The sequence below is a fragment of the Hyphococcus sp. D3-15 genome, assembly GCF_055809375.1.
The window spans coordinates 1,613,705-1,632,772 of the sequence record NZ_CM147910.1 but is presented as its reverse complement, the minus strand read 5'-3'; the positions used below and the strand labels follow the sequence as shown (position 1 = coordinate 1,632,772).

The window sequence follows — 19,068 nt, the reverse complement described above, 5'->3', positions numbered from 1 at the left end:
TCCTGTTAGGATGCTTGTTTGAGATATTGGTAACATATGTTACTATTTTGAAGCAAGGGCCGCTCTTGCAGCCGCGCGAGAAAAGGCAAGGTCATGAAACTTTTCGGATATTGGCGCTCCAGTGCGACCTTTCGGGTGCGCATCGCTTTGGCGTTGAAAAATATTTCCTATGAATACGCGCCGGTGAATCTGCTGAATGGCGAGCAGACCAGCGATGCGTATCTCGCCAAGAACCCAACCGGGCTCGTCCCGACATTGCTGACTGATGACGGCGCGCTGCTGACGCAGTCCATGGCGATTATCGAATATCTGCAGGAAATCCATCCCAAGCCGTCGCTCCTGCCGGGCGGACCGATCGCGCGCGCCCATGCCCGCGCAATTGCATCGACCATCGCCAGCGAGGCCCAGCCCTTCGGCAATCTGCGCATTCAGAAATATCTGCGCGACACTGGCGGATTTGACGATGCGGCGATGACGGAATGGATGAACCGCTGGCCCGGCGGCGCCATGGCGGCGGTTGAAAAGATGCTGTCACGCACCGCCGGTGATTATTGCGTCGGCGACGTTCCCGGGCTCGCCGACTGTGTGCTGGTCCCACAAGTCTTTGCGTCCCTGCGCTTCAAGGTGGATATCGCCGGCCTCGCCAAGGTGAATGAAATCTATGGGCGCTGCCTGAAGCATCCGGCTTTCATCAAAGCCCATCCCGACAATCAGCCGGACGCCATCGCCTGACGCCGCGGCGCGTAAATATTGACGGCCGCAAACAACAACAGCATCGCCGCAAGGCTGGCGAGCAGGCTGCCGGGGAAATGCTGCGAGCTTTCCGGGTTTGTCAGGCCAAGCGAGGTGGCCAGGTTGCCGCAGCGGAACAGCAAGAGGCATCCAACCACCGCCGCCAATAGCTGCCAGGAGGTCCGCCGCGCGAGCAAGGGCAGCATCACCAGCACCAATCCGAAATCATAGGTGTGCATCGGCACGAGGGCGAGCATCGCGCCAACCATGATCAGGCAGCGATCATGCGGATCTTTCACAAGCACAGCCGACACCGCGCTGACGCCGCCTGCCAGCAGCACCATCGCCCCGGTTGGCGGGCTCCAGCCGCTGAAAAGCGACCAAAGATGCACAAACCCTGTGAGGTTCTCCGGCTGGGTCGCCGAAAAACGAACATCGCGATAGTTGCTCAGTGCATTCAGGAATCCGCCAATGGTTTCCTCAAAACCTGCGGAGAAGATGGCGAGCGCCGTAAATCCGGCGCAGACAATAGCCGCGCCGGCGGCCGCGCGCCATGCTGAAGGACGCATAGCAAGCAGGCAAAGAGCGACAAGTCCCAGATGCGGTTTCAACATCAACAGGAGGACGCCGGCGGCGAGCCAGACATGTTTGCGTTCCACATATCCCTTGATGAAAACAGCAGCGCCGGCAGCCACCAAAAACGCGCTCTGTCCCAGAGCCAGGGCAAAGGGCGTCGCTTGCAGCAAGCCGCCAAATATGAAAATCGTCAGAAATGCGATGCGCCGTTGTGCGACGACGGCGCTGATGCGTTCTGCGGTCAGCCATGCGGTGAGACCCAGCAGGCCCAGATTTAAAAGATTCCAGACCAGCAGCGCGCTGCGAAAAGGCAGCATCGACAAGGGCGCGCTCAGAGCGATCCAGTAAGGCGGATAAACCCAGAAATGCGTGCTCGGCCCCTCCCCGAAGGCGGCGAGATACGCTTCTGAAAAATCGCTGGAATAGGGTGATGCGCCGCTCATCCAGAGCTGGCCGGAAAGCCAGATCAATCTGAAATCAAGACCGTCCTGCGTATTGAGCGCTTTTACTGAGAGATAGAGAGCAGCGAGCACGGCGCCGGCAAGCACTGCAAGCGTGAATGTGCGATGTATTCCAGCTTTGAGCGTGCCGTAATGCATTATTCGCAGCCCCCGGCGCTGAATCAATGCTTACTCTTCAAAACGAACGCTAAGGACGCGATTACACATGGTCAATCTTTGCGCGGCGAGATGCAGAATTTTTTACGGCGTTTTTTTAAACAGGTAGTCGCGCCTCTAGCGACAAGCAGAAGAAATCATTGAGCTACTTCTGAATTCGTTTGCACAAGGATAATTCCGAAGACCCTCGCGAAAATCCGGTCGCGCGCAGCGCCGCACTGAATCGCAGCATTGCTCCCTGTGATCGGGCGTGACATTCTCACATTTCCGCAACAAAACCGGCGCAGCATATGAAACCGCTTATCTTTTCCATTGGCGACAAGACCCCGAAAATCCACGAAACCGCATTCATTGCGCCCGGCGCCGTTGTTTGCGGCGATGTTGAGATCGGCGAGAACGCTTCCGTCTGGTATGGCTGCGTGTTGCGCGGCGACACCAACAAGATCGTTGTGGGCAAAGGCTCCAATGTGCAGGACGGAACGATCATTCATGTGGATGATCCTGCCTGGGGCGGATTGCCGACGATCATCGGCGAGAATGCGCTGATCGGCCATAAATGCATGCTGCATGGGGCAACGGTGCAAGATGGCGGCTTTGTCGGCATGTGCGCCACCATGCTTGACGGATCGGTGGTTGAAACCGGCGCGATGCTTGCGGCGGGGGCATTCCTGTCGCCCAAGAAAATCGTCCCTGCGGGCGAGATGTGGGCGGGCATGCCGGCGAAGAAATTCCGTGATCTGCGCGAAGGCGAAGACAAATATGCGCTGGTCGGTTCCGGCCATTATGTCGAGGAAGCGCGGGCCCATGCGGCTGCGCTGGCGAAACTCTAAACGCCCTCGCTAGAGACCAAGGCGTCTTTTGATTTCCGCAACGATCTCTGGCGTCGCATCAATCGGCGAGCGGTCATAAGCAGGCGCGGCGTCGGTGAAGGCTTTGGCGTCGCCGCGAGCAACCAGCCGCTCGATGAACCATCCCATTTTCTCCGCCAGCCCGTCCGGCTTCCAGACATAGACCGGCGCGCGGGACGCCAACGCTTCACTGACCATGTTGTGAGAATCCCCGGCGACGACCAGCGCTGCGGCTTTCGCCAGAATATCTGGATACGGATTGTCGCCGGCGCCGTCCCAGACAAAAACATGGGCGTGCGTCAAAGCCTGCTTGAGCGCGTTAACAAAATCCGGCGGCGTCCGGCGCGATGGCGTCGCGGCGATGGCGGCGTAATCCCGCCCGGCCTCGGACAGGCGCGCCGCCAGATCCCTCGCCGCCTCGACAGAATAGTCCGCGCCGCCGCCCGCCGTCGGCCCGCCCAGGACGACGCCGAGAAATGGCCGCGGCAATCGCGCAATGGCTGGACCCGGCGCATCGGATGATTGAGCCCGCGCGCCCAGCGCATGCGGCGAAGTCAGCGTTGAAAACACATTCTCGCCGGAGAGCCGGTCATGGGCCGGCGCCCAGAGCGCATCGGCGGCCGCGCGCCCGGATCGCGGGTCCTTCAAAATGACGATACGGGTTCTGCCGCCGCTGGCCTTGCGCAGCGCCCGCGCATGGGGGATCGCGCGCCGCCCGGAAATGATCGCCACATCCGGCAAGGCGCCGGAAAGCGGGCCGCCCTCCCGGCCCGGCGCCTCACGCGGATCAACCGGGCCCCAGGGCGCCAGCAGCGCCCATAAGGGGCGCGGCGAGACCACGCGTTTTTCGAAGTCAGGAGTAAGCGCCGCCGCCACCGCGTGACACTGCACATCGTCGCCGATCTTGCCGTCGGTGAGGACCCAGACGCGGCATTCGCGGTTGCGCGTTTCCCCCACGCCTCTGTTCAGTCCCGTCATGACCGGCTATTCCTGCATTTCACACGAGTAACGTCGCATCGAATGGATCAGAATATAATCGCGCAAAAAAGACATAATCTGTCATTTTTTGTCGATTGTGAAACATTTTACGATTTCTGACTCGATTTTGATGTTGCGTCGCAATAATTTCTTGCGCCGGCGGCGAATCTTAACGCATGCTAAGTCGACACGAGCGGCGTAGCGTAATTGCGCCGAATAAAGGCTGTCGAGGAAAAACAAAACAGGGGCCTAATGACCATGAGCGCAGAAGCCGTTCTCAAACGCATCAAGGACGAAAAAATCAAATTCGTCGACCTTCGTTTCACCGATCCCAAAGGCAAGTGGCAACATGTGACTTTCGACAGATCGCTCGTCGACGCGGACCTTATGTCCGAAGGCACAATGTTCGATGGTTCGTCCATCGCCGGCTGGAAGGCGATCAACGAGTCCGACATGATCTTGATGCCGGACCCGGCGACAGCGGTCATGGATCCGTTCTTCGCGCAACCCACCTTGTCGCTCACCTGCGATATTCTGGAGCCGTCGACCGGCCAGCCTTACAACCGTGACCCTCGCACCACTGCGAAAGCGGCGGAAGCCTATCTGAAATCTTCAGGCATTGGCGACACGGCGTTCTTCGGCCCGGAAGCGGAATTCTTCGTCTTTGACGATGTTCGCTGGTCCACCGAACAGAACAATATGGGCTACGCGGTTGATTCCACGGAAGGTCCTTACAACAGCTCAACGGATTTCGAAGGCGGCAACCTCGCCCACCGTCCGGGCCCGAAAGGCGGCTACTTCCCGGTCCCGCCAGTGGACAGCTGTCAGGACATGCGTTCTGAAATGCTGGCGCTGATGGGCGAAATGGGTTTGCAGCCTGAAAAGCACCACCACGAAGTGGCGCCGTCGCAGCACGAACTCGGCATGAAATTCTCGACACTGACGGTCATGGCCGACCGCCTGCAGATGTATAAATACATCGTGCATCAGGTCGCCGCCGGCTACGGCAAAACCGCGACCTTTATGCCGAAGCCGATCTTTGGCGACAACGGCTCGGGCATGCATGTTCACCAGTCAATCTGGAAGGGCGGCCAGCCGACTTTCGCGGGCAACAAATATGCGGACCTGTCGGACACCTGCCTCCATTATATTGGCGGCATCATCAAACACGCCCGCGCGCTCAACGCTTTCACCAACCCGCTGACCAACTCCTACAAGCGTTTGGTGCCTGGCTACGAAGCGCCGGTGCTGCTGGCTTATTCCGCCCGCAACCGCTCCGCTTCCATTCGTATCCCCTGGGTTTCCTCGCCGAAAGGCAAGCGCCTCGAAACGCGTTTCCCGGATCCGGGCGCAAACCCGTATCTCGCTTTCTCGGCACTGCTCATGGCGGGCCTCGACGGCATCGAGAACAAGATCAATCCGGGCGATCCGATGGACAAGGATCTCTACGATCTTCCGCCGGAAGAGTTGAAAGACATTCCGACGGTTTGCGGCTCCTTGCGCGAAGCGCTCGCAGCGCTCGACGCAGATCGCGAATTCCTCAAAAAGGGCGGCGTCTTCAACGACGACCAGATCGACGCCTATATCGATCTGAAAATGGAAGACGTGCTGCGGTTCGAAACCACGCCGCACCCTGTCGAATTCTCCATGTACTATTCGATCTAACGGTCGAATAAGGACGCTCCTGAACGGCGCGTTCAACACTCGCATCACCCTCGCCGGAAACTCCGGCGGGGGTTTTTTAATGGCTCGCCAATTGACGTGAAAGTTTGGTTAGCGTACCCACCCGCCAGTGGAATTTAGTTGGGGGTAAACACATGAATGTTCACAAAAAATTTGCAGCCGCGCTCGTCTTGTTGGCGACTTTCGTCATGGCGCCGAATGCGCATGCCGCACTCATCTTCAAGTTCTCTTTCGAAAATACCGAAGGAAACACGCCGGGCACGGTCTCCGGCCGTATTTTCGGCCTTGAGGATAATATGGACGACCAGTCGGCGACGAGCATTATCCTAGACGAATTCCCGGGCGGACTCGGCGGCGTCGCCGACGCCGGCTTTGACGTCGTTCTATGGGCCAATGTCTTCGTAAACAGCTTTAACGTCTTCAACGGCGAGATCACCTTTGGTCGGGTGGCGGTCCAGGATCCCGGTGGCGACACGTTCGCGCTTTTCAATCCTTTCATTACGGGATGCTGCGGCACGGTCAACAATGCCCTGTCGCTAGACAATAGCCAGACCGTGACCGCCAATACAGGTGAGTTCGCGGGAGTGACGTACACCAACGTCTCTGAGGTTCCGCTGCCTGCGGCGCTTCCTTTGTTTCTCGCCGGTCTTGCCGGCCTTGGTTTCGCACGGCGCAAGCGCGCGGCCTGAGCTTCGAAGCCACGCCTGCACCCTGTCGAATTCTCCATGCACTATTCGATCTGACGACTATCACACGCATGCGAACAGGCCGGGCCCAGCGCCCGGTCTTTTTTTGCGCGTTAACTTCTTAACGGCGCCGGTGCGGTAATCTTCGATATCGAGGCTTTTTCTTTACCCTTGCGCGCAATCTGTGGCACACCGATTGAAAGCGGATAAAGGCGGCGGCGGGGCTGGCCTTGGGCGACTGGTGGAGCGCCCTTCCCCGGCGCAGGAAATTCTTAGGAGTGCGGATCACCGTGCCGATTGAAGACAGCCAATCCCTATCCCGGCCAGCGGACGCGAACGCGAAAACCGAAGCGCCGGCGCTCTTCGTCGATCTCGACGGCACGCTTATCCATGGCGATACGCTGTGGGAGAGCGCAGCGGCGCTTGCGGGCAAGAACATGTTCTCCTTCCTTGCCTGCCTGCCCGCCTTGTTGCGCGGCCGGGCCGCCTTCAAGGCGGAGATCGCCGGAAGGATGCAGACAACGCTGGCTGATCTGCGCCTGAACACCGACGTCTATGAATACGCCAAAACCGAAGCCGGGAACCGGCCAGTGATCCTGGCGACCGCCGCGGACAAATCCGTCGCAGACGCCGTCGCCGAAGATGCGGGATTCTTTTCCGGCGTTGTCGCCAGCAGCAATGGCGCCAATTTCAAAGCGGCGAAAAAACTCGCCGCCATCCGCGCCTATCAGCAAGCCAACAACCTCTCCGCCGCTTTTGACTATATTGGCGACAGTCCGGCGGACCGCGCGATCTGGAAAGAGGCGGAAACAGCCTTCGTCGTCGCGGGCGACGAAGCCGCTGCGCGCGCCCTCGCCGGCGATCACAAAAACGTCGTCCGCTTTGCCGGGACAAGCGCAAAAATAAAAGATTACCTCAAGGCGATGCGGCTTCACCAATGGGTGAAGAATGTCCTGATATTTTTGCCGCTTATCCTGTCGCATCAGATCTTCGATCTCGGCAAGGTCGGCGGCGCCTTTGCGGCCTTTATCGGCTTTAGCCTGTGCGCCTCCGCGACCTATCTCATCAACGACATTCTCGACATTCGCTCTGACCGGCGCCATCCGCGAAAATGCAAGCGCCCCTTCGCCGCCGGGCGCATCGGCATCCCCCAAGGCCTGCTTGCCGCCGGATTGTTGTTCATCGCCAGTTTTTCCATCGCCTTCATCTTCACAAGCCCGGTGGTCGCGCTGTTATTCGCCGGCTATATCGCCTTCACGCTGACTTACTCATTCTATCTGAAAGAGAAGCTGCTGGTCGATGCGATGGCGCTTGGCGTGCTCTATGGCTATCGCATCCTGATCGGCGGCGCGGCGGCCAGCGTTTTCGTGTCTGACTGGCTGATCGCATTTTCGGTGTTCTTCTTTCTCGGCCTGGCGCTGGTCAAGCGCTACACCGAGATCATGCAGGCCACGCCCACCGAAGAGGGCAAGATCGCCGGGCGCGGCTATTATGTCGGCGACCGCGAAATCGTCAGCGTTCTCGGCGTTGTGGCAAGCTACACCTCAATCCTGATCCTGGCGCTCTACATCACCTCGCCTGACGTCGCGATGCTGTATCATGAACCGCGCACACTCTGGGTGATCTGTCTGGTGATGATTTACTGGCTCGGCCGGATATGGACGCTCGCCCATCGCGGACAAATGCCCGACGACCCGATTGTGTTCGCCCTGCGCGACAAGATCAGCCTGTTATGCGGATTGATTTGCACCGGCGCCATTTTGTTGTCGATCTAGAGAACTCATGACAATGCCAAAATCCTTCACCGCCCTGCTCGCCGCCTGGAACGCGCTTTCTTTCGGGCGCCGCCTTGGCGTTTTTATCGGATTGGGCATGGTGCTGCGTGTTGTCTGGTCGCTTGCAATCCCCGTGGTTCCGGAATCGGATTCCTATGTCTACTGGATCACCGCCGGCAACCTCGCCAATCATGGGGTCTTCGGCATGGCGCCGGATCAGCCCTTTGCATATTGGCCGGTCGGCGCGAGCGCGATCTATGCGGTGTTCTTCAAGATCTTCGGCGTGAATTTCTTCACCGTGGTCCTCGTCAATCTGCTTGCGGGCGGATTGTTGATGTTCACCTCCGCCATATTGGCCCGGCGCTGGTTTGGGGATCGCGAAGCCTTGATCACCACCGCGCTTCTCGCTTTGTGGCCGAGCCTCATCTTGTATTCGACCGTGATCGCCAGCGAAGTGTTGTTTGCCTTGATGGTGAATGTCGCGCTGCTCGCATGGCCTTCGCGCAAACAGCCCGCGCTCGGCGCCAGCCTGCTGAGCGGCATCAGCTTCGCCGCCGCAGCGCTGATCCGTCCGGTCGCCCTGCTGCTCCCTGCGGTTGTCGCGATCATGACCGCCGCGCGCGACCGCGCAATCGGACCGCAAGCGCTGCGTCTCGCGATCATCATGATCGCCATGTTCGCCGCAATCGCTCCATGGACCGCGCGCAATCATGCCGTCTTCGATGAGTTCGTGCTGATTTCAACCAATGGCGGCCCGGTCTTGTGGATGGGCAACAATCCGAACTCCTCCGGCGCCTATATGGCGTACCCGGAAAATGTCGAAGGCTTGAACGAAGTTGAGCGGGCGGAAGTCATGGGCGACGAGGCCAAGGCCTATATGCTCTCGCATCCGGTTCGCACCGCGACGATGTTTGTGCGCAAACTGGCGGACACGCATATTCGCGAAACCATCGCCGTGCACTGGAACAAAACCGGCGTAGAAAAACGCCTCGGCGCGCGCGCTGTCACGCCGTTGAAGCTCGTGACGCAAGCCTACTGGATACTCGTGCTGCTCGCCTCGATCGCCGGCGCCGGATTGATCCTACGCGCCGCGCTTCAGCAAGAGACCCTTGTGGCGAAGGCCTTCGCGATCATGTCGCCGCCGCTTGGGTTGTGGTCCTATTACGCCGTGGTCCATGCGATCATCATTTCCGGTGATCGCTATCACATGCAAAGCGTACCTTTTATTGCGATGCTGGCCGCCCTCGCTGCATCCGCCCTTATTGCGCGGCTGAACGGCGAAAAAACAAGTTTGCCCATGTGGCGATCGGAAGGAGCCTAGCTCATGTCGCCTGGATGGTTATTTATCGCCGCCGCCGCTGCATCCAACGTGCTCGCTAATGTGATGCTGAAAAAAACCGTCACCGCCTTGCCGCCGGAAGGCGGCCTCGCCGCCTTGCGCGCCGCCCTGACCATGGGGTCGTTCTGGGCGTTCGCCGCGGGCGGCGCGATGCTGCTCGGGTTTTATGTTCTCGCGCTCAAATCGTTTGAACTTCCCGTGGTCTACGCCATCGTCACATCGGCGGCGCTGGTCGGCGTTCTCGCTGCGTCGGCGATGTTTCTCGGCGAAACCACGACACCCGTCAAAATCGCCGGCTGCGTGCTTATCATTGCCGGCATTTTCCTGATTTCGAGACCTTGACCGAAATGGCTCCCATGACCTCAACCGACGCCTCCTCATTCAGCAAAAGCGATATTGGCGAATGGTCGAAACGGCTGGGCCGCGAGATTGGCGGCCTGCGCGGTTTCGTGACCACCCATCGCTGGCGCATCGTCCCCTTCGACCGCATTCTTCCCTTGCTCGACAAGGCGGAGAAACCTGAGGTCTTTGACATTGGCGGCGGCGAAGGCCTGCTCCTGTTTCTCGCGGAACGCGCCGGCGCCCTGTCGCGCGGGCTCTGCGTCGACGCGTCGGAACGCAATATCCGCGTCGGCACGAAGGCCCTTTCCGCTGCCGGCGCCGATGCGATTGAACTGTCCTGCACGGCCGCCATCGAAGACTGGCCGGATCGCGAATTCGATGTCGTAACCATGATCGATGTGTTGCATCACATCCCTCCCGCCCTACAGCGCAGTTTCATCGATGAGGCGGCGGCGCGGGTGCGCCCCGGCGGCTTGCTGATTTACAAGGACATGGCGGACAGCCCATTCTGGATGGCCGAGGCGAACCGGCTGCACGATCTGGTCCTGGCGCAGCAATGGATAAATTACGCGCCGATGGAATCCGTATGCGAATGGCTGGGTGAGAAAAGCTTCGTTCAAGAGCATGACGAAACCATCGATTTGTTCTGGTACCGCCATGAATTGCGGGTCTTCCAGCAGCCCTGCTTAACCTTTATTGAGATTTTGCCGCGATAATCCGGCGCGAAACGAGGATTTCGCATCGCGCCAATGCTTGAACAATTCGTCAGATATTGTCTCGTCGGGCTTATCAACACGGCTGTCGGCTTGTCGCTGATCTACGCCGCGATGATTTTTCTCGACCTGGCGCCCGCGCTGGCCAACGCCGCCGGCTTCGCGGTCGGCCTGTGCGTCAGCTACAGCTTGAACAAACGCTGGACATTCAAAAGCAACGCCCCGACCGGCCGCAGTTTCGCGCTATTCGTCGGAGTCGTTGCAATTGGATATGTCGCCAATCTCGCCGCTGTCATGGCCGCGATACACGGCGCTGGCGTTAATCCCTATATCGCCCAGCTATTCGGCGTCGGCATTTACGCCGTGCTGGTGTTTCTGGGCTCACGCTATGCGGCTTTCCGTTCATAGCTGCGCAGCGGCGTCTTCATCGCCGCAATCGCGGACCCATCCAGCGGCTTGCGCACGGCCTCTGCGAATTTTTCATGATAGAGCGGATGCTCCGTTCCCATCAGCCGGTCCCACCAGCTGAAATAGAGTCCGTAATTCCATCCCGCTTGCGCATGATGCAGATCGTGATGCGTCACGGTGGTCATCCAGCCAAAGAGCGGACGCCCGTCGCGGCGGCTCGGGAATAGTTCATAGCCGCAATGGCCCATGGCGTTGCGGATGATCATATGCGCCAGAAACACGATTATCGCCTGAATGGATGTGGGCATGATGAAGAGGGCCAGCGGCAAAAAAGCGGCGTTGATCGCAGCCTCCCCGATATCGAAAGAATATGCGGTCCAGGGCGACGGGTTGTGTGATTTGTGATGGGTGCGGTGAAAACGGCGGAACAGCCGCGGGTGATGGATCAGCCGGTGCGTCCAGTAGAACCATGCATCATGCGCGACGATCAACATGACCAGCGTAAAGGCGAAATAGGCCCAGCCCCGTTCCCCCGCCACATAATAGGTGTCGAGCCAACCGGCCTTACCGGCCAGCACGGAAGCGACCCCGGACAGCGCGAACACGATAATCGTACGCATTGAAATGGCGAATTCGCGGCGCATCTGCGCCGCCTTCGGAGATGCGGGCCGGATCTTGCGTCCGGCGAGGCGTCCCGCGAAAAGCACATTCACAAGCAGAAACACCCCGCCGGCGCCGAGCATATAGCGCAGGAAGTCATTCGGCAGAATGTGCAGGAAAATGCCGATGGCGGCGGTCATGGGGTCGGCGGCGTCGATCAGGCGGGCTTGGGCTTCCACATCTTTCTCCTCAATTACGATGAGAAAATGATGTCCTGCGCGCCGTCTCCAATCTCCGCAAATCCAGAAAACATGCGGCTTTTTCAAAAATGATCAGGGATTTTCAAAAGCGGTCAGCCGCCTTCGAGCGCCGCCCGGCGATATTCTGTCGGCGTCTGGCCGGTCGCCTGCTTGAAGGCCCGGTTGAACGGCGCGATGGACCCATATCCAAGATCAAGCGCGATCTGGAGGATCTGCTTTCGGGCGTTTTCACCATCGGCGAGCAGCGCCTTGGCGTCCTCGATTCGCCGGGCATTCAGGAATGCGGAGAAATTGCGGAAACCGAGCGCGCCATTGATGAGTTTGCGGAGCTGGTGCTCCGGCACGCCGACTTTTTCCGCCAGCGCCGCGACGCTCAGGCCTTCCTGTCGGTAGACGCCCGCATCCATCAGCGCCATCAGCCGGTCATAGGCGGGCTTATCGGCAGGCGAAACCGCTTGCGCCTGCGCCGCCCAGCCGGATTTCCCGGTCACTGTCGCCGCCGGATCGGCGAACAGCGCTATTTGCGGGCGCAAAAGCCAGCAACCGAAAATCAGATTGAGCCCGCAGATCGCAATCGCATGCGCCATGCGCAACATATCCGGCAGCAGGTAATTGCGCTCCACCGTTTCGGCGCTGGCGATGATCAGCCCGAAAATACCGACCGTGACGGCGATCGCAAACCGGAACCGCCGCCGCGGCGTCACCAGATCGTCCGCCGCATTAAAGAGCGCCAGCCGCAACGCATCGAGAAACATCAGCGCGTTGAGACCGACATGACCGTACCAGAACAGCTTTTCGAGCCAGCCTGGCGGCGCCGCGATATGACCAATATGCAAAAACGGGATCAGCACCGCAGGCGCAAACCGCCACCAGCGCCAGCGGAAGCCATCGTCAAACAGCGCAGCCGCGAACCACCAGAAAAACACGGTCCCATAAATGGCGATAAATGAAACCGGGATGATGACAGTGCCGAATAGCTGGCGCGTCGCCTCGCCGGCGAGTAATACATAAACGCCGGTGGAAAAGATGAAGACCGCGCCCAGCCGCCGGACCTGCACGCCCTCGCCGCCCCTGAGGCCGACAACAAAGGCGAGCAGGAAAGACGTGCCAGCGCCGGCGCCGCGCAGCACCGTTTCCCAAATGTCAGCAAGGTCAAACATTGCGCGCGGACGCTGGCCGCAACACCTTCTTCTGTCAACGCAAAACCGGCTGGAGCGAAGCTGTCGCAGGACCGGTTGACCGCGGCGAGTTTTTTTGTAACCTTTAGGTTACTTATGATAAATGACACCGATATGGACGCCGTTTTTCAGGCGCTTGCCCATGAAAGCCGCAGACGCATGCTGGACATCGTGAAACAGCAACCGGGGATAGGCGTCGGCGCGCTTGCAAGCGACTTTGATGTGAGCCGCATCGCGGTGATGAAGCATCTCAACGTGCTGGAAGACGCCCATCTCATCATCTCTGAAAAAGATGGCCGCACCCGAAAGCTCTATTTCAACGCCGCGCCGATCCAGATGATTCACGAGCGCTGGACCACCGACTACAGCGCCTATTGGGCCGGCCAGATGACCCGCCTCAAATATCTGTCTGAGGCGCGCCATCATCAGGAAACGGATAAAAGAAAGAAGGGGAAATCCTGACATGAACGACAATCACTATGCCGAAAAACAGATTTACCGCGTCGTCATCAACGCGCCCATAGAGACAGTTTGGTCAGAACTGGTGAACACCGCCTCGCCCCGTCCATTCTTCTGGAATTCAAAATGGGATGCGAAACAAATGGCGCCGGGCGAGCGCTACCGCATGTTGTCAAATGACGAGAAAGTCGTCGCCGTCATCGGTGAAATCACCGAAATGGACCCGCCGAACAAGATGGTGACCAGCTTTCAGCTGACCTCCCTGCCCGACCCGGCCTCTACGGTCACTTACCTTCTGAAGGAAGTCGATGGCGGCACGGAATTCCAGCTCGTGACGGAACGCATCGTCGCCGGTTCAAAGAGCGAGAAGTCCATGGCGGACGGGGCGAAGTTCATCGTCGAGAATTTCAAATCCTATGTGGAGACCGGAAAAATCAGCCTCAGTGCGCGCGTGATGCTCGGCCTGTTTTCGCTGATGGCGCCGATGACGCCAAAGGCCATGCGCGCGGAAAACTGGCCGCTAGATAAGGGAGAATAACCAATGGCGAAATCACCCGAAGAAATGGCGGCGAGCATGATCGCCAATATGAAAGAAAAAACCGGCAAGACGCTGGACCAATGGATCGCCCTCGCGAAAAAATCCGGCGAGGAAAAGCACGGGGGCGTGGTCAAATTTTTGAAAGCCGAACACGGCATGACCCATGGCTTTGCTAATCTTGTCGCCCATAAATTTCTGAAAAGCGACGCGGGCAGCGCCGAAGGCGGCGATGATGCGCTTGTCGCTGCGCAATATGCAGGCCCGAAATCAGAGCTGAAGCCTATCTATGACGCGCTCATCAAGACCGTTGCGTCACTCGGAAAAGACGTCGAGATCGCGCCGAAGAAATCCTATGTGAGCCTCAGGCGGAATAAACAATTCGCCCTCATTCAACCTTCAACCAAGACCCGTGTTGATCTCGGGATCAACATCAAGAACGAGCCCGCCAAGGGCCGGCTGGAAAAATCCGGAAGTTTCAACGCCATGGTCAGCCACCGCGTCAGACTGGAAAAGCCCGCGGACATCGACAAGGACGTCAAAGCCTGGCTGAAAAAGGCCTATAACGAGGCCTGATTTTAATATTCTGTCTAATGACTAACTTTGGAGAGAGCCGAATGTCATCACCTTCATCGAAACTTCCTGTGTGGTACACGGTCGCCGCGGTCGCCGCGCTTGTCTGGACAATTGCAGGCGTGGCGTCTTTTGTCATGGACATCACGATGAGCGAGGAGGCATTGGCGGCGATGCCGGAAGCCCAGCGCTCGATCTATGAAACGCGGCCCTTCTGGGTGGTCGCGCTCTATGCGATCGCGGTCATATGCGCGTTTGCCGGCGCCGCCGCGCTGCTCTTGCGGAGAAAACTCGCTGTGCCGTTCTTTGGCGCTTCGTTGGTCGCCGTTATTTTGCAGATGACTTATGTCCTGTTCGGCATGAAGGCCGTCGCGACGCTCGGCGCGGCGACCGCGATCTTCCCCAGCATCGTCACCATAATCGGCGCCTTGATGCTGTGGTTTTCGATACAAGCGAAAGCCAAGGGCTGGCTGCAATAGCGGCGACAGCGACGGCGGGCTTATTTGAGCGCTTTCGCCTTGCCGGCCTCGCCGATCTGGTATTTCAGGAACGCCGGAAACACCGCCATGCTTTCCTTGGTTTCGCGCCCGTCGGCCATGCGAAAAATATTCTCATAGAAAAACGCCATCACGGAAAATCCGTTTAGCGCTTTTAAGAGGTCGATATTCGAATTCGGCCCGAGAACGCCTGGCCCGATACGAAGCTGCTTTTCATAGGATGGCGCTATCTCCATCTCGCCATGCAAAAGCTTTTTCGGCACATCCGGATCGACGCATAGCGGACGCGCAATGCCGATCACATCGCAGGCGCCGGAAGATATCGCCGCTTCCATCCCCTCGCGGGTTCTAAATCCGCCGGTGACCATGAGGGGCATGCGCGCCACATTGCGAATTTCCTCCGCATAGGTCAGAAAATAGGCCTCGCGCGCGCGCGTCGATTCGCGCTTTGTTTCTTCATAGCGCGCGTCCATACCCTCAAGGTCCATCATCGCTGGCTGCTCATAGGAACCGCCGGAAATTTCCAGCAGGTCAACGCCCGCATCATTGAGCCAGCGCGCGACCTGCAGGCACTCGGCAGGCGAGAACCCCCCTTTTTGGAAATCGGAAGAGTTCAGCTTCACCGAGACCGGAAATCCCGAGCCCACCTGCGCGCGCACTTCCTTGATGACGCGCATCAACAGCTTTGCGCGATTTTCGAGACTGCCGCCCCATTCATCGTCGCGCCTGTTGACCAGCGGGTTTAAAAACTCAGAAATCAGATAGCCATGCGCCGCATGCACCTGCACGCCGGTGAAGCCCGTGCGCTTCGCCACCGAGGCGGCATGGGCGAAGCGTTTGATCACATCCTCGATTTCATCGCCGGTCAGGGCGCGAGGGCGCCCGAATGTGCCGCCGGGAAGCCCAAGCTCCACCGCCGATGGGGCGACCGGCTCTTTCGCGACGATTTTCGGCGTCTGGCGGCCCGCATGGGAAATCTGCATCCATATATCGGCGCCCGCCTGCCGCGCCGCGCCAGACCAGGCCTTCAATCGGCCGAGTTGTTCATCCGTCTGCGGACCATCAATCGCCACATTGCCCGGCCGTTCAAGATAACGCCGGTCAACCATGACATTGCCGGTGAGCAGCATCCCCGCCCCGCCCTCGGCCCAGCGCCGGTAGAGCGTCACATGCCTGTCGGTCGCGCGGTTCCAGGCGTCAGCGAGACCTTCCGTCATCGCCCCTTTTGCGATGCGGTTTTTCAGCTGGCCGCCGCTGGGCAGCACGATCGATTTCGCCAATTCGCCTGTCATAGGGCCCTCTTCGGCGCAAAGCCTAGCACGTCTGCGTGAATCTCACGAGAAACTGCTGATCACGCTTGCGCGCTCTCCGGGATATGCATGAAACTTGACCGCATGAGCCAGGAACGCCCCATCATCACGCAAACCGATGGTCCGGTGCTGACGGTGACGATCAATCGGCCGGACCGGCGCAACGCCGTTGACGTCCCGGCGGCGCAGGCGCTGACGCAAGCGTTTCGCGCCTTCAACGCCGATGACAGCCTTTTGGTCGCGATTCTGACGGGCGCGGACGGAAATTTCTGCGCCGGCGCCGATTTGAAAGCGCTGGCCGGCGGCGAGGAAAAGCGCGTCGAAGAAGCCGACACAATGCTCAACAGCGACGCGCCCATGGGACCGACGCGCTTGCGGCTCTCCAAACCGGTCATTGCAGCGGTTGAAGGCTTCGCGGTCGCCGGCGGGATTGAGCTTGCCCTGTGGTGCGATCTGCGCGTTGCCGCGGAAGGGTCGGTCTTCGGCGTCTTCTGCCGCCGGTTCGGCGTGCCGCTGGTCGATCTCGGCACAGTACGCCTGCCGCGTCTGATCGGTCATTCGCGCGCCATGGATATGATTCTCACCGGGCGGGCCGTCGCCGCCGCCGAAGCGCTCGAATTTGGCCTGGCGAGATCGCCTGGCGCCAAAAGGCCAGGCGCTGACCGCCGCCAAAGCCCTCGCCGCAGAGATCGCCGCCCTGCCCCAGACTTGCCTGCGCAATGACCGCCTGTCGGCGCTGGAACAGTGGGGCCTCAGCGAGGAAGCCGCCGCCCGCAATGAAATCCGGCGCGGTCTGGCCACCATTTCCTCCGGGGAGACCCTGTCGGGCGCGGCGGCCTTTACGGGCGGCGCAGGCCGGGGCGGCGCAAAACGGTAGACTTTTCCCCAATGCTTTGCGGATCGCTCAAAACCGCGCTAGATCGGGCTTCCTTCTCACGCCCCACATAGTTGCGAGTTCCTATGGCCAAACGCGCCGCCAAAAAGCAAGATTCCGACCTGTTTGAAGATTACTCCGCCAAGGACATCGAAGTCCTTGAGGGGCTTGAACCGGTGCGCAAACGCCCGGGCATGTATATTGGCGGCACTGACGAAAAAGCGCTGCACCATCTCTTCGCCGAAGTGCTCGACAACTCCATGGATGAGGCAGTCGCCGGACACGCCACGCGCATCGAGGTTGAGCTGCATGAAGACGGCTATCTCTCCGTGTCGGACAATGGCCGCGGCATTCCTGTGGACGCGCATCCGAAATTCAAAAACAAGTCAGCGCTTGAAGTCATCATGACCACGCTGCATTCGGGCGGTAAGTTTGAGGGCAAAGCCTACGCTACGTCCGGCGGCCTGCATGGTGTCGGCGTATCGGTGGTCAACGCGCTCTCTGACGATCTCATTGTCGAGGTTTGCCGCGCCCGCACCATGTATCGCCAATCCTATGGCGACGGTCACCCGCGCTCGAAGCTTGAAAAAGTCGGCCCCGCACCGAACAAGCGCGGCACCATGATCATGTTCCACCCGGACCCGAAAATTTTCGGCGCATCCGCAAAGTTCAGACCGTCGCGTTTGTTCAAGATGGCGCGCTCAAAGGCCTACCTCTTTGGCGGCGTAGAAATCCGCTGGAAATGCGCGCCGGGCCTGATCAAGGACGACACGCCGGCGGAAGCGGTGTTTCACTTTGAACGCGGGCTTACGGATTATCTGGAAAGCCTCGCCGGCTCGCGCCCGACGGTCACTGACGGCGTGTTCTCCGGCAAGGTCGAAAAGAAAGACGATGGCGGCCACGGCAATGTGGAATGGGCCGTGCTCTGGGGCGCGGCGGGCTTTGGCGACGCTGACGGTTTTGTGCATTCCTATTGCAACACCATCCCGACGGCGGAAGGCGGCACCCATGAAGCGGGCCTGCGCGCCGCGCTCACCAAAGGCATCAAAGCCTATGGGGAATTGGCGGGCAATAAAAAGGCCGGCAATGTCACTGCCGAAGACGTGCTCGGCACGGCGGGCGCCCTGCTCTCGGTCTTTGTGCGCAACCCGGAATTTCAGGGCCAGACCAAAGACAAGCTCGCTACGGCGGAAGCCCAGCGCATCGTTGAAAACACCGTGCGCCCCGCCTTTGACCACTGGCTAGCGTCCAATCCGAAACAGGCGGGCGCGCTGGTCGACTGGGTCGTGGACCGCGCTGATGAACGCCAGCGCCGGCGCAAGGAAAAAGAAGTCTCGCGCCAGCAGGCGACGCGCAAATTGCGTCTGCCCGGCAAACTCGCCGATTGCTCAAACGCCAATCGCTCAGGCACGGAGATTTTTTTGGTCGAGGGCGACTCCGCTGGCGGGTCGGCCAAACAGGCGCGCAACCGCGCGACGCAAGCCATTCTTCCCCTGCGCGGCAAGATCCTCAATGTCGCCTCGGCCAGCCGCGACAAGATCCTCGCCAACCAGGAAATCGCCGACATCACCCAGGCGCTGGGCGCCGGGCTCGGCTCGAAATTCGATCTGGAAAATCTGCGCTACGAAAAAATCATCATCATGACCGACGCCGATGTGGACGGCGCTCATATTGCAGCCCTCCTCATCACCTTTTTCCATCAGGAAATGCCGGAGCTTATTCGCGCCGGCCGCCTTTATATGGCGCAACCGCCGCTGTTCCGCCTCTCGGCGGGCGGAAAGTCCGTATACGCCATGTCGGAGGAAGAGCGCGAGAAGCTTTTGAAATCCGAATTCAAGGCGAACCAGAAAGTCGAAGTCGGACGCTTTAAAGGCCTTGGCGAAATGATGGCCGCGCAGCTTAAAGAAACCACCATGAACCCGGAAACCCGGGTGCTGGCCCGCGTCGTCATCGCCGAAGACAAGGAAAAAGACTGCGATTCGCTGGTCGACCGGCTGATGGGCAAGAAGGCCGAAGCGCGCTTTCAGTTCATTCAGGAGAACGCCGCCTTCGCGCAGGACGCGCTGGATATTTAGCTGGAGGAAC

The 19,068-nt window shown here is 59.5% G+C and carries 19 protein-coding genes and 1 pseudogene; 15 read left to right on the top strand and 5 right to left on the bottom strand.

What is annotated here, in order from left to right:
• Positions 1 to 93: 93 nt before the first annotated feature.
• Positions 94 to 732 carry a maleylacetoacetate isomerase gene (gene maiA, locus AC0L8G_RS08040; protein WP_473388228.1) on the top strand — a complete coding sequence of 213 codons (639 nt, stop codon included), beginning with the start codon at positions 94 to 96 and terminating at the stop codon, positions 730 to 732.
• Here maiA and AC0L8G_RS08035 read toward each other — a convergent pair.
• Positions 711 to 1,907 carry a glycosyltransferase family 87 protein gene (locus tag AC0L8G_RS08035; protein WP_473388227.1) on the bottom strand — a complete coding sequence of 399 codons (1,197 nt, stop codon included), beginning with the start codon at positions 1,905 to 1,907 and terminating at the stop codon, positions 711 to 713. The two genes, maiA and AC0L8G_RS08035, sit on opposite strands and share 22 nt — an antisense overlap.
• A gap of 308 nt (positions 1,908 to 2,215) precedes the next feature.
• On the opposite strand from AC0L8G_RS08035, the gene AC0L8G_RS08030 reads away from it, so the two are divergent.
• Positions 2,216 to 2,755, top strand: coding sequence for a gamma carbonic anhydrase family protein (locus tag AC0L8G_RS08030; protein WP_473388225.1), 540 nt, complete (start codon positions 2,216 to 2,218; stop codon positions 2,753 to 2,755).
• Between the two features lie 9 nt (positions 2,756 to 2,764).
• Here the strand turns inward: AC0L8G_RS08030 and AC0L8G_RS08025 are convergent, their stop codons facing one another.
• Positions 2,765 to 3,751 carry a mitochondrial fission ELM1 family protein gene (locus AC0L8G_RS08025; RefSeq protein ID WP_473388224.1) on the bottom strand — a complete coding sequence of 329 codons (987 nt, stop codon included), beginning with the start codon at positions 3,749 to 3,751 and terminating at the stop codon, positions 2,765 to 2,767.
• Positions 3,752 to 4,009: 258 nt separating this feature from the next.
• On the opposite strand from AC0L8G_RS08025, the gene glnA reads away from it, so the two are divergent.
• From glnA to AC0L8G_RS07990, 7 genes are all read left to right on the top strand, one after another.
• The gene (glnA, locus tag AC0L8G_RS08020) at positions 4,010 to 5,416 is read left to right on the top strand and encodes a type I glutamate--ammonia ligase (RefSeq protein WP_473388222.1); all 1,407 of its coding nucleotides are present in this window, start codon (positions 4,010 to 4,012) and stop codon (positions 5,414 to 5,416) included.
• A gap of 152 nt (positions 5,417 to 5,568) precedes the next feature.
• Positions 5,569 to 6,123 carry a VPLPA-CTERM sorting domain-containing protein gene (locus AC0L8G_RS08015; protein ID WP_473388220.1) on the top strand — a complete coding sequence of 185 codons (555 nt, stop codon included), beginning with the start codon at positions 5,569 to 5,571 and terminating at the stop codon, positions 6,121 to 6,123.
• A 275-nt stretch (positions 6,124 to 6,398) separates the two neighbouring features.
• Entirely contained in the window at positions 6,399 to 7,895 is a 1,497-nt protein-coding gene (locus AC0L8G_RS08010) for a UbiA family prenyltransferase (RefSeq protein ID WP_473388219.1), read from the top strand.
• 7 nt (positions 7,896 to 7,902) lie between these two features.
• Positions 7,903 to 9,216: an ArnT family glycosyltransferase gene (locus AC0L8G_RS08005; protein ID WP_473388217.1), complete on the top strand. Its 1,314-nt coding sequence runs from the start codon at positions 7,903 to 7,905 to the stop codon at positions 9,214 to 9,216.
• A 3-nt stretch (positions 9,217 to 9,219) separates the two neighbouring features.
• Positions 9,220 to 9,576 (top strand): DMT family transporter, encoded by a 357-nt coding sequence (locus tag AC0L8G_RS08000; RefSeq protein WP_473388215.1) that lies wholly within the window; start codon positions 9,220 to 9,222, stop codon positions 9,574 to 9,576.
• Between the two features lie 14 nt (positions 9,577 to 9,590).
• Positions 9,591 to 10,292 carry a class I SAM-dependent methyltransferase gene (locus AC0L8G_RS07995; RefSeq protein ID WP_473388213.1) on the top strand — a complete coding sequence of 234 codons (702 nt, stop codon included), beginning with the start codon at positions 9,591 to 9,593 and terminating at the stop codon, positions 10,290 to 10,292.
• A gap of 33 nt (positions 10,293 to 10,325) precedes the next feature.
• Entirely contained in the window at positions 10,326 to 10,697 is a 372-nt protein-coding gene (locus AC0L8G_RS07990; RefSeq protein WP_473388211.1) for a GtrA family protein, read from the top strand.
• Here AC0L8G_RS07990 and AC0L8G_RS07985 read toward each other — a convergent pair.
• Complete coding sequence (locus AC0L8G_RS07985; protein ID WP_473388209.1) at positions 10,676 to 11,536, bottom strand: sterol desaturase family protein; 861 nt, start codon at positions 11,534 to 11,536, stop codon at positions 10,676 to 10,678. The two genes, AC0L8G_RS07990 and AC0L8G_RS07985, sit on opposite strands and share 22 nt — an antisense overlap.
• 113 nt (positions 11,537 to 11,649) lie before the next feature.
• Positions 11,650 to 12,717 carry a helix-turn-helix domain-containing protein gene (locus AC0L8G_RS07980; protein ID WP_473388207.1) on the bottom strand — a complete coding sequence of 356 codons (1,068 nt, stop codon included), beginning with the start codon at positions 12,715 to 12,717 and terminating at the stop codon, positions 11,650 to 11,652.
• A gap of 132 nt (positions 12,718 to 12,849) precedes the next feature.
• Here AC0L8G_RS07980 and AC0L8G_RS07975 point away from each other — a divergent pair, with 132 nt between their 5' ends.
• The 4 genes from AC0L8G_RS07975 to AC0L8G_RS07960 are packed head-to-tail and all read left to right on the top strand — an operon-like array spanning position 12,850 to position 14,781.
• A complete protein-coding gene (locus AC0L8G_RS07975) occupies positions 12,850 to 13,197 on the top strand; it encodes an ArsR/SmtB family transcription factor (protein ID WP_473388205.1) in 348 nt (115 codons plus the stop codon).
• A gap of 1 nt (position 13,198) precedes the next feature.
• Entirely contained in the window at positions 13,199 to 13,732 is a 534-nt protein-coding gene (locus tag AC0L8G_RS07970; RefSeq protein WP_473388204.1) for an SRPBCC domain-containing protein, read from the top strand.
• 3 nt (positions 13,733 to 13,735) lie between these two features.
• Positions 13,736 to 14,305 (top strand): DUF5655 domain-containing protein, encoded by a 570-nt coding sequence (locus AC0L8G_RS07965; protein ID WP_473388203.1) that lies wholly within the window; start codon positions 13,736 to 13,738, stop codon positions 14,303 to 14,305.
• A gap of 41 nt (positions 14,306 to 14,346) precedes the next feature.
• Positions 14,347 to 14,781 (top strand): hypothetical protein, encoded by a 435-nt coding sequence (locus AC0L8G_RS07960; protein WP_473388201.1) that lies wholly within the window; start codon positions 14,347 to 14,349, stop codon positions 14,779 to 14,781.
• Between the two features lie 20 nt (positions 14,782 to 14,801).
• On the opposite strand, the gene AC0L8G_RS07955 is transcribed toward AC0L8G_RS07960, so the two are convergent.
• Positions 14,802 to 16,091: an NADH:flavin oxidoreductase/NADH oxidase family protein gene (locus tag AC0L8G_RS07955; protein ID WP_473388200.1), complete on the bottom strand. Its 1,290-nt coding sequence runs from the start codon at positions 16,089 to 16,091 to the stop codon at positions 14,802 to 14,804.
• A gap of 102 nt (positions 16,092 to 16,193) precedes the next feature.
• Between AC0L8G_RS07955 and AC0L8G_RS07950 the strand changes: the two are divergent.
• Both AC0L8G_RS07950 and parE read left to right on the top strand, forming a co-directional pair.
• Positions 16,194 to 16,986, top strand: a pseudogene (locus AC0L8G_RS07950) (crotonase/enoyl-CoA hydratase family protein).
• Between the two features lie 83 nt (positions 16,987 to 17,069).
• Positions 17,070 to 19,058: a DNA topoisomerase IV subunit B gene (parE, locus tag AC0L8G_RS07945; RefSeq protein WP_473388198.1), complete on the top strand. Its 1,989-nt coding sequence runs from the start codon at positions 17,070 to 17,072 to the stop codon at positions 19,056 to 19,058.
• Positions 19,059 to 19,068: the final 10 nt, after the last annotated feature.